The sequence below is a fragment of the Prevotella sp. oral taxon 317 str. F0108 genome (assembly GCF_000162415.1).
In the GTDB taxonomy this organism is placed as follows: Bacteria; Bacteroidota; Bacteroidia; order Bacteroidales; family Bacteroidaceae; genus Prevotella; species Prevotella conceptionensis.
The window spans coordinates 210,243-224,967 of the sequence record NZ_GG740075.1 but is presented as its reverse complement, the minus strand read 5'-3'; the positions used below and the strand labels follow the sequence as shown (position 1 = coordinate 224,967).

Below are 14,725 nucleotides of genomic sequence, written 5' to 3'. Positions count from 1 at the left end.
ATAATAATGGACTGGCAACCAAACTAGAAAGGCTAAATGGTGCAAAATGCAGCCTTTTTTCTTTAAAACGAACAAATTGGAAGGCGCGAAAGACTAGAAATAGTGGCAAATTACCTACTTTATGGCCTATATTTTCGCTAGAACAGCGCGAAAATTAGAGCGATATTGTAAAATAAAAGATAACAATTTAAGTTTTTGAGTTGATGAGTTCGTGAGCTTATGAGTTGATGAGTTTTTGAGCTGATGATTTTTTGAGCTGATGAATTTTTGAACTGGTGAGTTTGTGAATTGCGGAGTTTGTGAATTGCGGAGTTTGTGAATTTGTGAGTTGATGTCTTCGGGAGTTGTTGGGCCTTCATGAGTTTATAGGCCAGTGAGTTGGCTTGTCCTGCATTCGGCTCAATTTATAGAAATATTAAAAGTCAAAAACGACTTCATTAAAAAACGAAAAGGGGAATGTACCATTAAGGCACATCCCCCTTTTATTCTCTGGTGTTACCAAAGCTTATTGGTAATCACATGTTCCGCGTAGAATTATTCAGCAATCTGAACAGTAGCACGACGGTTGAACGAGATAGGCGACAAGTCGTCTACACCACCCTTACCTACGGTCGAAATCTTATCGCGGCTAATACCCATCTTAACCAACTCATTGGCAACCATCTCAGCACGCTTGTCAGAGAGGTATTGGTTACGGTTAACCGAACCTGTTGCGCTATCAGCATAACCCACAACGTTGATGTTGGAGTTGTTCTCCTTAGCATACTTAGCAACCGCCTGAACGTTAACAAGATCCTTTTGCGAAGCAATGTTGGTCTTGTTGATGTTGAAGAATACAGATACCGGCGTGGTTACGAATTCCTTAATAGTCTTCGTTTCAGCAGGCTGTTGGTTAGCCAACATGTTCTTCAAACGAGCGTTTTCAGAAGCAGCATCGTTCAGCTGAGCGTTAAGAGCGTCCATCTGAGCTTGTGATAGAGCCTTCAAAGCATCTACGTCGGGAGTTTTGTTCCAAGTAGACTTACCCAAGTTGAAGGTCAAACCCAATTCAGCATACAGCAAGTTGTCCTTATCTTCCCAACCACGGTTAACATGTGGATCGGCTATGGTGTTGCCCCATCTGCCGTCCATGTCTTCTTCAAAGCGGTTCCAACCAAGTTCGAGGTTGATAGCCATTCTGTCGCAAACGCGGAAAGTGTTAAGTACACCTACGCTGAGGTTCATTGCATAGAGGTCGTGAGTCATCGTACGACCAAGTCCACCACCGAAGAAAGGAATGAGGTTCCAAACGCGGTTGGGGTTGTAACCACACACCATGTTGCTCACATTCAAGAGCACATGTTCGTTAAGGTTCCAGTACTTGTTCTCACGCTTGTTCTCGTCAACAACGGTTCTGCCCCAAATACCTTGCAGTTTGGTACGAAGACCGATGCCAGGAGTAAACCACTTACCTACTGCAATAGCAGCACTAGGGCTTCCACGGAAGCTTTTGAAAGGACTAACGGGAAGGTTCTTTCCATGCTCTTGGTCAGAATACCATGCGTTCCATTCGCCACCTACCTGGATAAACCAGTTGTTCCAAAAGGAATTGGTAGCCACGCTATACTTTTGTACGGGATCAGAATCCTGCGCCATTGATGCAGTAGAAACCCCTGCAAGCGCCAATACAATCAATAATTTTTTCATAACTAATTTTATTAATAAGCAAAAATATCTTCTCTCTATAATTCTGTACCTACCTAAATACATTGCAAAGTTAGTGATTATTTTCTTTATTTTTTCATAGTCTGGCGCGAAAATGCTGATTTTAACTAACTTTATGCTGTAATCTTGATTTATCTCAAATATGCAAAATGGCATTACAAAACATTAAAGAGCAAAAGCTAGGCCTGCATGCTGACACGCATGCAGGCCTGATTGATAGCATTTTAGAATGTGCTGAGGGCTTTTATCCAAGGAGCTTTTCCAAGTCGGTTTGTGCCATAATGGCCAGTATCTTTTGTCCGTTTGGCGTATAGTTCACGTTTTGACAAGTGAAGAGGGCGTTGACCAGGCTCTCCATCTCATCGTTGCCCAACACTTGTCCGTAAGGCAAGGCGGCATTGCGAGCAAGACTTAGAGCCAGTGCCTCGTTGATTTCGTCGTGCAAACCAGCCCCTTTCTCCATGGCCGTTGCCACCATGTCGCGTATCATCGCCACGGGATTGATGCCTTCTAGCCCTGCGGGAATGGCGTTAACGGCATAGTTTCGCGCGCCAAGGTCGGTCAGTTCGAAACCTAAGCCTTGCAAGTCGGGCATTATTTTCTGTGCCATGAGGTCTTCGGTGGCCGTGAACTGCACCACTTCGGGAAACAAAACTTTCTGCGATGCGCCCGAACGCTGAGACACCTGACGAAGATATTGCTCGAAAAGAATACGCACGTGGGCGCGGTGTTGGTCGATAACCATCAGTCCCGACTTAACGGCGGTCATCACATAGCGACCTTTATATTGATAATGAGCAGGCGATTTGTCTTCAATCATCCGCTCGGTCTCCCCACTCTGCCCGCCACTCCCAACATCAGGAAAAAGCCCAAGGTCGGCCTCTTCGTCGGCTTTCAAGCCGGCATACAGGTCCTCCCACCTACTATTATTTTTGGTTTGTAAGGCTGCTTGTGGCGTATCGTCAAAGGGATTGTAGTGCGGATTATAGTTCACTTTGGGCGCAGGCGCATTCTCATTGGGGTTATATACGGGAATATCGGGTCGCCCTTCGGTATCGAAATCAATGGTGGGAACATCGTTAAACAATCCTACTGCCTCGCGAACCGCAGCCGAAAGGATTTGCCACACGGCTTGTTCGTTCTCGAATTTTATCTCCGTCTTCGTGGGATGTATGTTCACATCGATGTCTTCGGGGTTCACTTCAAAATAGATGAAGTAAGGCACTTGCTCGCCTTGCGGCATCAATCGTTCGAAAGGTTGCATCACGGCCTTGTTGAAATAAGGGTGTTTCATGTAGCGACCATTCACAAAGAAATATTGGTGTGCGCCTTTCTTGCGTGCCGATTCGGGCTTACCCACAAAGCCATGTATCTTACAAATAGACGTTTCCACGTTGAACGAGAGCAGGTCTTGACTGATGCGTTTGCCGAAAACGTCTACTATACGCTGTTTAAGAACCACCGAAGGCAGGTTGAACACCTCGGTTCCGTTGCTGCGAAGCGTAAAGGCGATGTCGGGATAAACAAGGGCTATGCGCTCGAAGGCGGTGATGATGTTGTTGAGTTCTGTGGCGTTAGATTTGAGAAACTTGCGCCTGGCAGGGATGTTATAAAAGAGATTTTCGATAACAAAGTTGCTCCCCACGGGGCAAGCACAAGGCTCTTGTCCTGTGAATTGTGAGCCGGCGATAGAGATGGACGTGCCAATCTCTTCGCTGGCAAGGCGCGTTTTAAGCTCCACTTGCGCTACAGCAGCGATAGAAGCCAAGGCCTCGCCACGAAAACCCATCGTGTTGAGGGCGAAAAGGTCGGACGCTTGACGTATCTTAGACGTGGCATGACGCTCAAATGCCAAGCGTGCATCGGTTTCAGACATGCCCCGACCGTTGTCGATAACCTGCACCGAGGTCTTACCTGCATCCATAACATTCACGTCGATGCGTGTCGCACCTGCGTCGACGGCATTCTCCACCAGCTCTTTAATGATGGATGCAGGCCGTTGTATCACCTCGCCAGCCGCTATTTGATTGGCCACCGAGTCGGGTAAAAGTTGTATTACGTCGCTCATTGATTGTTTCTCCTTTATATATAATATGTGTGTTTACATGGGGCGAACGGCAAAATGTGCCAAGGAAATAAGCCTAAGAACAATAGGCTTAGCCCAAGAGTAACCTAAATAGAACGTAGCCCATAAACAGGAAGATGGCCACGAGCAGGAAGATGCGACTACCAAAAGCCACACCATAAGACTGTCCACGGCGGTGCAAGTGGCTGTTAGATGGGGTGAACGCACCCCGAAATCGGTCGGCATCGCGTGGCGAAACGCTTTGTTCCTCGGTTTTCTCAGCCAGCCCTAGTTCCTCTTTCGCACGTTGCTCTATGGCCTCCAACCTTTGTTTTCGGTCGTTGGCATAGATGTATTCGTGATGAAACCTGCGCGGTTTGCGCATTGAAAACATTCCCATAGGCACGTTATTTGTTCGTGATAAGCCTAAACTGCACAGGCAAACATCCCCAATAATAGGCTGAAAGAAGTCGGCAAAAACGCGTGTGTTTCTTTCGATACTGGGGCTGTCCGCCCACTTACGCCTAACGACAACAGCCTACTTAGACTTTGGGTTGGCTGTTGTGGTTCGGCTCTTGGCAGTAGATTTCTTCGCAGTTGCTGCACTACTGCCCTTCTTCGCACTAGACTTTACAGCTGGCTTAGTCTTTGTTGCAGCTGCATCAGTCTTGTTTTCGTCATCCACTGTCGGCTGTTTTGTGGCTTGCTCCGTTGTATTCTCTTTATCAGAGTTGGTGTTTCCCCCACTCTTCTCATCGTCGTCGAGTCGTTGCTTGGGCAACACTCGCGGCTGAACCTTCTTTAATTCAGTTCCTGCTGCCTTCGGACGCCATTCGTATAGGTCGTCTTTATTAAGTGGCCGCACATAATCAAACCACCCGAACGCCTCCAATCGTTCTTTCCCTGGCGGTATTTGGGTCATTGGATAGAGCGTGGCCTCGAACCGACTTGTCCATATCTTCTCTAATTTTCGTTGCGGAGAGATATACATTCGCATGGTGTCGGTTTCGAGATAGTTTAGTCCGATAAGCGTGCTGTCCTTCTCATCTACCGAATAATAGATGGAGCGCACATTGCTCACGGCATCGTTGCGGCGAACGTTGCCTTCGACGAAATAAGCAAACATATCCCTAGACGAGAGCTGATTGAAGTGCACAGAGTCGGGCATTTGCTCCACAGAGAGCGCCTGACCCAGCACGTGTGCCTCGCGAACAGTACTGTCTTGCATGTATATCTTTATCACTTCGCCCAACAATTGGCGGTTGGCATTCCACACAATGGGGTCGCGATACATGGTAAGACACGAGTCCTTAGAGTTTGCCACCATCGAATCGCACACGGCCTGTACGTCTGTTCGATAGGCGCGCACATGGCGAAAGCAATGTGCAAGGCGATAAACCGAGTCGGTATTGATGTTATAGGTGAAAAGTTTCACCGAATCGGCATGCACATAAAGCGTATCCTTCTGCGAATAGTCCTTAGCCAGAAGCTTGCCTGTGGCCCACCCCACGCCCGTCTTTTCGTTATACTTAAAACGTTGGCAAAGCAAGCTGTTATTATTCTTCTTGTCCACATATATCACGTCGCCGTAGCCTTCGCTTTGGCCCGTCTTGTCGTCGTAATAAAGGCTGTCGCCCGTAATAGTCTTGTATTTATCGTTAACAGTTGACCTTCCGAATAGTTTCGACTTGCTCGTTTTGGTGTCGAAATAGCCATCACGCGTTTCTATCACACCAGTTTTAGAGGTTATTTTCGACGGACCTAGCACGTGAGCCATCGAATTTTGCGTATTGTAGTGCAAGGTGTCTGTGGTGATAACGCGGTCGCCCTCAATCATTTTCACGTTATAATAGAACACGGCCTCGCGCGTTTGGGTGTTGTATTGTCCCCAATCGGCCACCAGTTTTTGGTTCTTGTCGGTGAGCGTTCCGCCCTCAAAGAAGTAAGCGTTGTTGTAAAGGCGGTCGTAATTAAGGCTGTCGGTGTTGAGTGTTTGCCCACGATGTTTCAGCCAAACGTTCTGTCGAGCCTCCATCATCTGTGCCTGACCATCGTAAAAAGCACGCTCGCAGGTAAGCGAAAGCGTGTCGCCCTGTACCATTCGCACATGACCGAAGGCGCGAAATGAGTTTGTTTGCTGGTAAAAATAGGCACTGTCGCACCACATTCGCGCCCCTTTGTGCATAAATTGCACCTTTCCTTTCACAATTTGAGCATCGGGAACAGGCCCGAATTGGTCGTAGCGCAGCTCGTCCGAGTGCACTAGATATACGCGGTCGTCGGTCTGCGGTGCTGCCGTTTTCACCTTCTTTTGGGCAAGCGCAGGCAGCAAGCATAGCACAAAAAGGCATAGCACCGCCCATAAAACGCCGCTATGCCTATCGCCATTAGATGTCGATATTGGTTTTAATCTCATTTAATCCATCCCTGATATTCAAAGTCGCAGTTCTTATAGCGGTCGCCCATACGAACGTATGTTTGCTTTATCTTGTTCACCACCCAGTTGTGCAACTTCTTCTCACGCTCTTTGGCCAACACCACGTTACGCATAACTTGGAAGTCTTCGGTGATGGTTGCGCGGTGTCCGTCCACTCTATTCTTCAACTTGATGATGGCCACAACAGTTTTGCCGCGTGCGTTGGTCATTTGGAAAGGCTTAGAGATGTCGCCCACCTTCATGCCTTCCACTTCGCGCGCCACTTCTGTGGGCAAGTCGCCCATGCGGAATTTAGACGACAGCGAGCGCGACTCCCTGTCGGTGTAGGCCATTAGTCCGTGGTTGTTCTTCGTGTCTTTGTCGTCGGAGATGAACGTTGCCCCCTCTTCGAACGAGAACTTACCGGCCTTTATGTCGCTGGCGATGGAGTCGAGGCGCGCTTTCGAACGGTCGATGTCGTCTTGTGCGATGCGCGGTTTCAGCAAGATATGGCGCACGTTAATCTTGTCGCCGCGCTTGTCGATAAGCTGTATGATGTGATAACCGAACTCCGTTTCAACGATTTTCGAAATCTTATTGGGGTCGGTAAGGTTGAAAGCCACGGCAGCGAAGGCCGGGTCGAAGGCCGCTCTACCCGTAAAGCCCAACTCACCACCTTGTCTTGCCGAGCCTGGGTCTTCCGAATAAAGGCGCGCAAGGGTTGCAAAAGTTGTCTCTCCCTTGGTTACGCGGTCGGTATATTCGCGCAATTGGTCCTTAATACGGTTCACTTCCTCGGTCTTCACCTTTGGGTTTTGGGTGATAATCTCCACCTCTACCATTGTAGGAACCATAGGAATGCTATCGGCAGGCAGGTCCTTGAAGTACTTGCGCACATCGGCAGGCGACACTTTCACATCGCTCACCAACTTTTCTTTCATCATGGCGATAAGGCGATTGTTCTTATAGTCGTCGTGCATTGCTTGTCGCATCTCCGAAATGGTTTGTTTGCGATACTCTTCCAGTTTCTCTTTCGAACCTATCAGCTGTATCCAATAGTTTATCTGTTCCTCAATTCCTTGTGAAATTTCCGACTCGCTCACCTCCAAACTGTCGATGGCAGCTTGGTGAAGGAAAAGCTTTTGCAGAGCCAATTGTTCGGGAATGGAGCAATCGGGGTTGCCTTTAAATTTGTGTCCTTCGTTTTCGGCCTGCAAGCGAGCGGCCTCCACGTCCGATTTCAGTATGGGTTCGTCGCCCACCACCCATATAACTTCGTCAACCACGCTTGACTCTGGCACGGCTGGTTCGGTTTTCACGGGCTTATTGGTTGCAGTTGCAGTACTATCGTTTTCAGCAACCTTTGTAGCCAACCCTTGCTTGGCATTGGCAGAAATGGCGGCAGTCAAAATCATTGCAGACAGGCCGCAGAATATCTTCGTGTTGGTTCTCATCGTTTTTATATATGTCGTTATCGGGGCGTTTAGTGCTTGTTCACGGTCTTTAATACCGCCTCGTTCACTTCCACCTTATATTGTTTTCGTAAGTCTTTCACCCATTCTTTCTCCAATGTTTCTTGGAAGTCGGCCACAACAAGTGCCCTTACATCGTCCATTTCCTTGGGTGCTTTAAGTTTCTTTCCTATCACGCCCACAATGGGGAAGTTGGCATCGTCCTTTATTGCAACCTTTTGCTTAAAGACATCGCGGTCCACCACAGGGTTGTCGCCAAGCTTAAACACGCCCCGTTCGGCCTTTATGCGGATGGTAGAATCGTTGTTAAAAGCCTTCCTTAGGGCCTCGTTCCATTCGTTAAAGGGCAAATTCTTCACCTTTTTCTTTGCCGCCTTCAAGTCGGCCTTGCTCTTGGCGTAGCAGGCAATGCCCTTAAATCGCGGACTGTCCCAGGCATATCTCTTCTTATTCTTGTTGAAATAATAGCGCAAACCCTCTTCGTCTTTCGCCGCTTTCTCCCAAACAGTGCGGTTACTTATTTCGTAAAGCAACAACCCGTCGTGATATTCTTGAATAAGGAACCTCAGTGCTGGGTCCTTTGCTTGCATTGCTTGTGCGCGTTCTTCTAGCACGTCGGCCGTTGTGCGGGGCGTAGGCGATGCCTTAGCCAATTCGTTCAGCTTGTTGTCGATAATTTGTTCGCGCATGTTTGTCTGCTCGATGTAGGCAAAGATGTCGGCCTTTACCGAGTCGTAAGGCAGAAAGCTGCGCCGTTCTATCATCTTAATGATATGGTAACCCGCTGGCGAAAGCAGGGGTTTGCTTATCTCGCCCGGCTTGAGGGCGAAGGCTGCGTCTTCAAACTCTTTCAGCGTTTGACCTTTTTGCAGCCAAGGCAGTTCGCCACCTTGTTGCGCCGAACCTTTATCGTCAGACAGTTTACGGGCCAATGCCGCAAAGTCGGCCCCGCGTTTAAGGGCATTATAAATGGAGTCGATGCGCTGTTCGGCGCGGCGTTGCAAGTCTTTGGCCGACTTTTGGGGCAACAACAACATAATGTGCGCCACCCTTATCAGTCCGCCTTGCCCCTCAATGCGCTGCTTTGTGTCGTCGTATAGCTGTCGTGCAGCCTTATCCACATCGTCGTTGTTAACGAACGAGGGGCGCACCTGCTGGTCGCGATAGTCGGCAAACTCGTTGCGAAAGGCCTGCGTGGTATCCAGTCGGGCTGCAAGTGCGGCCTCAACCTTCAACTTATAGTTTACGAAGAGCTCCACATACTGAGCCACCGTCTTCTTATCTACAACATTATCCGTGTTGTTTTTGTTATACGAATACTCAAATTCCGAACGGCTTACGGGCCGCCCGTTAATGGTCATAATGGTGGGGTCGTCTTGGGCGTGTGCCACGAAAGCACAAAACATCAATGCCACAGACAAGGCTCTACGTATCATTAGTTATAGGTTAAGCGGCGAAAACTTCTCGCCGGCGGGCATTATTGGCACAAAGCCGCGCACGGCGAGAAGTTACACCTTATATTATATATACATGTGATTGGTTATTCAGGACGGCTATAATTGGGTGCCTCACTCGTGATGGTGATGTCGTGCGGGTGGCTTTCCAGAACGCCCGCGTTGGTTATTCGGGTGAACTTAGCGTTGTGAAGGGCAAGAATATCGTTCGCTCCACAATAGCCCATGCCCGAACGTAAGCCGCCAATGAGCTGATAAATCACCTCTTGCACCGTACCCTTATAAGGCACCCTGCCTGCAATACCCTCCGGAACAAGTTTCTTTGCCTCCAACGTATCGCCTTGGAAATAGCGGTCTTTCGAGCCATTCTTCTGCTCCATAGCCTCCATCGATCCCATGCCACGATAGGTTTTGAACTTTCGGCCGTTAAAGATAATCGTTTCGCCAGGGCTTTCTTCCGTACCGGCAACCAGCGAACCAATCATCACCGAGCTACCACCAGCGGCCAAAGCCTTAACCACATCGCCCGAATAGCGCAGTCCGCCGTCGGCGATAAGTGGCACGCCCGTACCTTTAAGCGCATCAAACACACTGTAAATGGCACTCAACTGGGGTACGCCCACACCTGCCACCACACGTGTTGTGCAGATAGAGCCAGGCCCGATGCCCACCTTTACGGCGTCGGCACCATGTTCCACCAGCAGTTTTGCAGCCTCGCCAGTGGCCACATTACCCACAACGATGTCTACATTGGGGAATGCGCGCTTAGCCTCGACAAGCTTTTCCACCACATACTTCGAATGTCCGTGCGCCGTATCGATAACAATCGCGTCGGCACCAGCCTCAACAAGGGCTTTCATGCGGTCCAAAGTATCGGCCGTAACGCCCACACCGGCGGCCACGCGCAATCGTCCTTTCTCGTCTTTGCAGGCCATAGGCTTATCCTTTGCCTTGGTAATGTCCTTATATGTAATTAGTCCCACGATGCGATTGTTGGCATCCACCACGGGCAACTTTTCAATTTTGTTTTCTTGCAGTATCTGTGCGGCGGCCGCCAAGTCGGTCTGCTGATGTGTCACCACAAGGTTTTCGCTCGTCATCACCTCGTCAATCTTCTTATCTAGTCGATGTTCAAAGCGTAAGTCCCTATTGGTAACGATACCCACCAAACAATTGTCTTCGTCAACAACGGGTATTCCGCCGATATGATAGTCGCGCATCATGTCGAGCGCATCTTTCACCGTACGCCCGCGCCGTATCGTAACGGGGTCGTAAATCATTCCGTTCTCGGCTCGTTTCACCACGGCCACTTCGTGCGCTTGTTCTTCAATAGACATGTTTTTGTGTATCACGCCGATGCCTCCTTCGCGTGCTATGGCTATGGCCATGGCCGCCTCGGTTACAGTATCCATAGCAGCCGTAACGAAAGGGATGTTCAATTCGATATTCCGAGAGAACTTTGTTTTCAACGTTACCGTCTTAGGCAGCACGTCGGAGTAAGCGGGTATGAGCAGGACGTCGTCGTATGTAAGGCCGTCCATCACAATTTTATCTGCAACAAATGATGACATAGTGGAGAATTTAGAAATTTATTGCATGCAAATTTAGCAATAAAATTCCACAAAGCTGATGGTTTGCCGCGTTTTTCTTATTTATTAAGGCATGTTCGGCAACATAACATTGGCCCACAGCCTAAAATCCCTTCGAATTTGGTACGTTTATGCTACACCCTTATCAGTCTATAGACCCAGTGCAGATTTTGTTTGATTGTTGAGTATATTGTCTGTCTTATTCTTGTGTTAAACTACACGTATTATTTGTTATATGGTGAAGCAATCGGTATCTTTGCAGAAAGTGAACATGGGTATTTGTTTTGCCAAAAGTGAAGAAAGACCTATATATCACCATCGCCGACTGCGGAAAGACGATATATGGTAGCTACGTTGACACAAATAAATACATCAACGAAATCGGAACGAATGAGGCAGAAGCATTAAGAATAGCCAACGAGGGGTTCTCAACAAAAGACAGACCAGGCGCAGAAAACAGAGGATATGGCATATCTAAGTCTAGAGAGATGATAGTGAACGGCCTGCGAGGAGCATTTTTCATGCTGTCGGGAACAGCCTTTTATAGGCACGACGAGAATGGTATAGTACCAGCTAACATCCCAGAAGAATATAGATGGAATGGAACTATCATTTTGTTAAAAGTCCCTTTAACCGCTCCCAGCGGATTTAGCTTTTACAACTATGTAGAATAATAAACATTTAAAAGTATGAGTAAAATAAGAGTTAAAGACATTATTGGCGCAGAAGTTCGCTCGCGAATACCTATTGCAGCTTTGAAAGAGGCAATAGCAAGAGACGGATGCTACGACATCGACATGGCGGAAGTTACTTTTATATCTCGCTCATTCGCCGACGAACTCTACAATTTGCAGCTAGACCACCCCAATGTACAGTTTATTAACGCCCAAGGGAATGTAAAGAAGATGATGGAGGTGGTATGGAAAGGAAGGAAAAAGAAACGTGTTAGGCCACAAGCCGATGTTAAAACGGTAGACATGACTTCGATAGAAGACTTTTCCAATTTCCTTTTGAGCATCTGATAATTCAACAAAAAGACATACTAGGCAAGCGGCAGTTCCTCTAACGGTGCTGCCGCTTTCTTTTGGCGTATTTCACAAAAGCTCTCGTTGCATTTCAAACTCGTCTTACTAGGGTGGTCCGTTGTGTGCTTTGCCTTTACCAACTATCTTCAACTCACAACCTCATCAACCCATCAATTCATCAACTCGCAAACTCACCAACTCATCAACTTACAAACTCAAAAACTTAAATTTTATTTTACAACACCACTCCGATTTTCACTCCGTTCTAGCGAAAATTAAGGTTAAAAAGCAGCCAAATAGTCACTATTTCTAGTCTTCCACCTCTTTCGTTTTGTCTATTTTCTAGAACAAAAGCCGTATTTTGCACCATTTTGTCTTTCTAGTTTGGCCGCCAACCCATTATTCCGTACGCCCAATTACTCGCTTTTAGACCATAAAATCTAGCTTTCTAACAACTAATTCGCCCTTTTCAGCCATGTTTTTCATGGTTCTAAAAGGTTTTGTTTATACCATTGCAGTGTATTTTTATGCTTTCCAGCTCGCGTTTTGCACCATTTCGCACTGCATTTTGCATCATTTCACCTTGCATTTAGCAGCAAAACGCACTGCATTTTGCACCATTTTACCTTGCGTTTAGCATCAAAACGCAGTGCATTTAGCACCAAAACGCATCGCATTTAGCTGCAAATCGCCCAAAAACGGGTGTTAGTGGCGGTATGTTTAAATAAAAATTCATTCTGAGTGTATGTACAACTGACCGTTTTTTGCACCAAACTAAACCCTCGCGAGAATCGATTTTTTGCGGCAAGATGAGCCGTTGGCTGGCAAAAAGGCCATTCAGAATGTTAAAATCTATACTGAAAAGTTGACAGAATTTCAAATTAACGAGTTGACATGTTAACGAATTGACGAGCGTGTTGGTTCGTGAGGTTGTGAGTTGAGGAGTAGGCAAGTTAACGAGCAAACAAGAGGGGGGCATCATAGTGCGGACAGATATTTGGCATTCCACTTACTCCTTTACTACTTTCTCCTTTAACTCCGCCTCTTCACTTTGACAAGTTTGCGAGTTCATTCCCTTTTCAAGGCATAACCACATTTTGCCACAAATAAAGAAACCAAAGAATTTCAAAGATTACAATGCCTTTGTTAAGTTCTTCGCACATGTAGAAGAGTGTTTATCTTAGTTTTACAGCACAAAAACAACACCCCTTCTCAATTTATAGAAATATCAAAAGTCAAGACAACCAAACGTAATCTAGGACTCAGTAGTTCATAATAGTAAAGGCCAGCCACTGTTCAGTAGGTCAATGCGCTTAATTATTGGCACGTTAAAGAAGAAACAGGACACTAAATAGACTCGCGACATTACAAACAAGAACACTAGACTTCACTATGAATTTAATATAAAGACTAACGGCCTATAGACATAAGCACATTGCAAACATATTGCAATTAAGTTGTAAAAAGTTGTAGTTTTCAAGAAAAATATTGTAATTTTGTAACTGTAAACCAAAAACTTTTCGTCTATGAAACATTCTCGTTCTTTATTTGCACTTCTTCTATTATTCATTCTGACAGGTTGTAAAAAAGACCCACAAGATATTTTCAATGAACAGAAATCAGGAGTAGTTCTCATCTGCAATGAGTACTATTACGACATCACGCTTTTCAATGGTAAACATCTCTATTTCTCTGGCCTTGACGACAAAGGTAATTTCATCAACCTTACAGGTAACCTTGACGACATCAAAAGACATCCAGGAATACTGAATGGTACAGGAGCTTTTATTGACAATACTGGTCGCATACTTACCAACAGACATGTGGTAGCTCCATCTGTGGATAAGACAACCGTGAAAAACAATGTTAATGCTATCATTGAGGACTATGCGCGATACATCCAATCACTGCAAGATTCAATGAACCAACGCTATTCGGCCATACAAGAATACGCCCAAGAGAACACCTACGAAGATGACGAGGGCGAGAGCTATACAAATCTGAGCAATGAGGAAATCATCTATTTGCAACAAGAGATAGCAAACCTTAAAGAGCAATATGTTGAGGCGGAAAACTTAAAAAACAGTGTGTGGAACAACATTCTAAACGACAATTTCTCTATACAACTGCACTCTCGGTTTGGTATTGCCTATGACGGCAGCAATGTAAACTCGTGGGATGACTTCATGAAAACGCCCTGCTCAATGCTACGTGTCTCTGAAGATGCCTACTCTGACCTCGCCCTGTTGCAGCTTGATAGCAAGGAAACCCCCACAGGACACTATATCTTCACCATAGATAATTCCATGGCAACACTCGACAATCAACTTGAAATCAACCAAGCAGTCTACATGATCGGCTATAACTACGGCATGGCTCTTGCCAAGACCGACAACGGCATATGCGCCCAATTCACCAGCGGGACGGTTACTCAACAACCCGACGGCAAGCGTGTCACTTATAGTATACCATCAATGCCTGGTTCCAGCGGCTCACCCATTGTTGACGACAGGGGCCGTTTAGTTGCCGTTAATTTCGCTAAGAGCAATGGTAGCGACAATTTTAACTTTGGAATTCCTCTGATTAGAATCGTAACTTTCTTACGTTAGTTTGTGTTCATTGTGCATTAAACATTGGGACATTTCCGTTCAATGATATTCTCATTGAATACAAGTTCAATGTTGCAGTCTCTATTAGAGAGTTTGTTTATAATCTCATGTAGAACTAAATGTTGCATTGGCAAGTATGAGAGATATAGGCAAACCCCAAAAGTAAAGACGGCGGCGTGTAACCACAAAACACGGAAGATAATGCAGCTAAATGCCTTTAAGACTATGGATAGCACATAGTTTTGTGCTTTGCACTTACCAACCATCTTTCACTCACTAACACACGATACCTAAAACACTACCTCACTTTGCAACTTGCGTGGAAATGAGTTTAAAGTAAATAAGCTTAGGGGCATTTGTCCATTTCGGTGCATTATCATTGGTCTAATTC

General features: G+C 46.5%; 10 protein-coding genes. 3 read left to right on the top strand and 7 right to left on the bottom strand.

Going from position 1 to position 14,725, the window contains the following annotated elements; all coding sequences use genetic code 11:
- Positions 1 to 534: 534 nt before the first annotated feature.
- From HMPREF0670_RS12205 to guaB, 7 genes are all read right to left on the bottom strand, one after another.
- Entirely contained in the window at positions 535 to 1,686 is a 1,152-nt protein-coding gene (locus tag HMPREF0670_RS12205) for an OmpA family protein (protein ID WP_044078256.1), read from the bottom strand.
- 262 nt (positions 1,687 to 1,948) lie between these two features.
- Positions 1,949 to 3,772 carry a DNA mismatch repair endonuclease MutL gene (gene mutL, locus HMPREF0670_RS12200; protein WP_009231461.1) on the bottom strand — a complete coding sequence of 608 codons (1,824 nt, stop codon included), beginning with the start codon at positions 3,770 to 3,772 and terminating at the stop codon, positions 1,949 to 1,951.
- An 88-nt stretch (positions 3,773 to 3,860) separates the two neighbouring features.
- Entirely contained in the window at positions 3,861 to 4,169 is a 309-nt protein-coding gene (locus tag HMPREF0670_RS12195) for a hypothetical protein (RefSeq protein WP_044078255.1), read from the bottom strand.
- Positions 4,170 to 4,307: 138 nt separating this feature from the next.
- Entirely contained in the window at positions 4,308 to 6,185 is a 1,878-nt protein-coding gene (locus HMPREF0670_RS12190) for an OstA-like protein (RefSeq protein ID WP_044078254.1), read from the bottom strand.
- Positions 6,182 to 7,639, bottom strand: a complete 1,458-nt coding sequence (locus tag HMPREF0670_RS12185; protein WP_044078253.1) for a peptidylprolyl isomerase — start codon at positions 7,637 to 7,639, stop codon at positions 6,182 to 6,184. Before HMPREF0670_RS12185 ends, HMPREF0670_RS12190 begins: the two co-directional genes overlap by 4 nt.
- Before the next feature lie 29 nt (positions 7,640 to 7,668).
- Positions 7,669 to 9,093 (bottom strand): peptidylprolyl isomerase, encoded by a 1,425-nt coding sequence (locus HMPREF0670_RS12180; protein WP_009231457.1) that lies wholly within the window; start codon positions 9,091 to 9,093, stop codon positions 7,669 to 7,671.
- A 104-nt stretch (positions 9,094 to 9,197) separates the two neighbouring features.
- Positions 9,198 to 10,682 (bottom strand): IMP dehydrogenase, encoded by a 1,485-nt coding sequence (gene guaB, locus HMPREF0670_RS12175; RefSeq protein ID WP_009231456.1) that lies wholly within the window; start codon positions 10,680 to 10,682, stop codon positions 9,198 to 9,200.
- A gap of 311 nt (positions 10,683 to 10,993) precedes the next feature.
- Between guaB and HMPREF0670_RS12170 the strand changes: the two genes are divergently transcribed.
- The 3 genes from HMPREF0670_RS12170 (at position 10,994) to HMPREF0670_RS12160 (ending at position 14,334) form a co-directional block, all read left to right on the top strand.
- Complete coding sequence (locus HMPREF0670_RS12170) at positions 10,994 to 11,374, top strand: hypothetical protein (protein WP_157579638.1); 381 nt, start codon at positions 10,994 to 10,996, stop codon at positions 11,372 to 11,374.
- 15 nt (positions 11,375 to 11,389) lie between these two features.
- A complete protein-coding gene (locus HMPREF0670_RS12165) occupies positions 11,390 to 11,722 on the top strand; it encodes a hypothetical protein (protein WP_009231454.1) in 333 nt (110 codons plus the stop codon).
- Positions 11,723 to 13,251: 1,529 nt separating this feature from the next.
- Entirely contained in the window at positions 13,252 to 14,334 is a 1,083-nt protein-coding gene (locus tag HMPREF0670_RS12160; RefSeq protein WP_009231453.1) for a trypsin-like peptidase domain-containing protein, read from the top strand.
- The last annotated feature ends 391 nt before the right edge of the window (positions 14,335 to 14,725 follow it).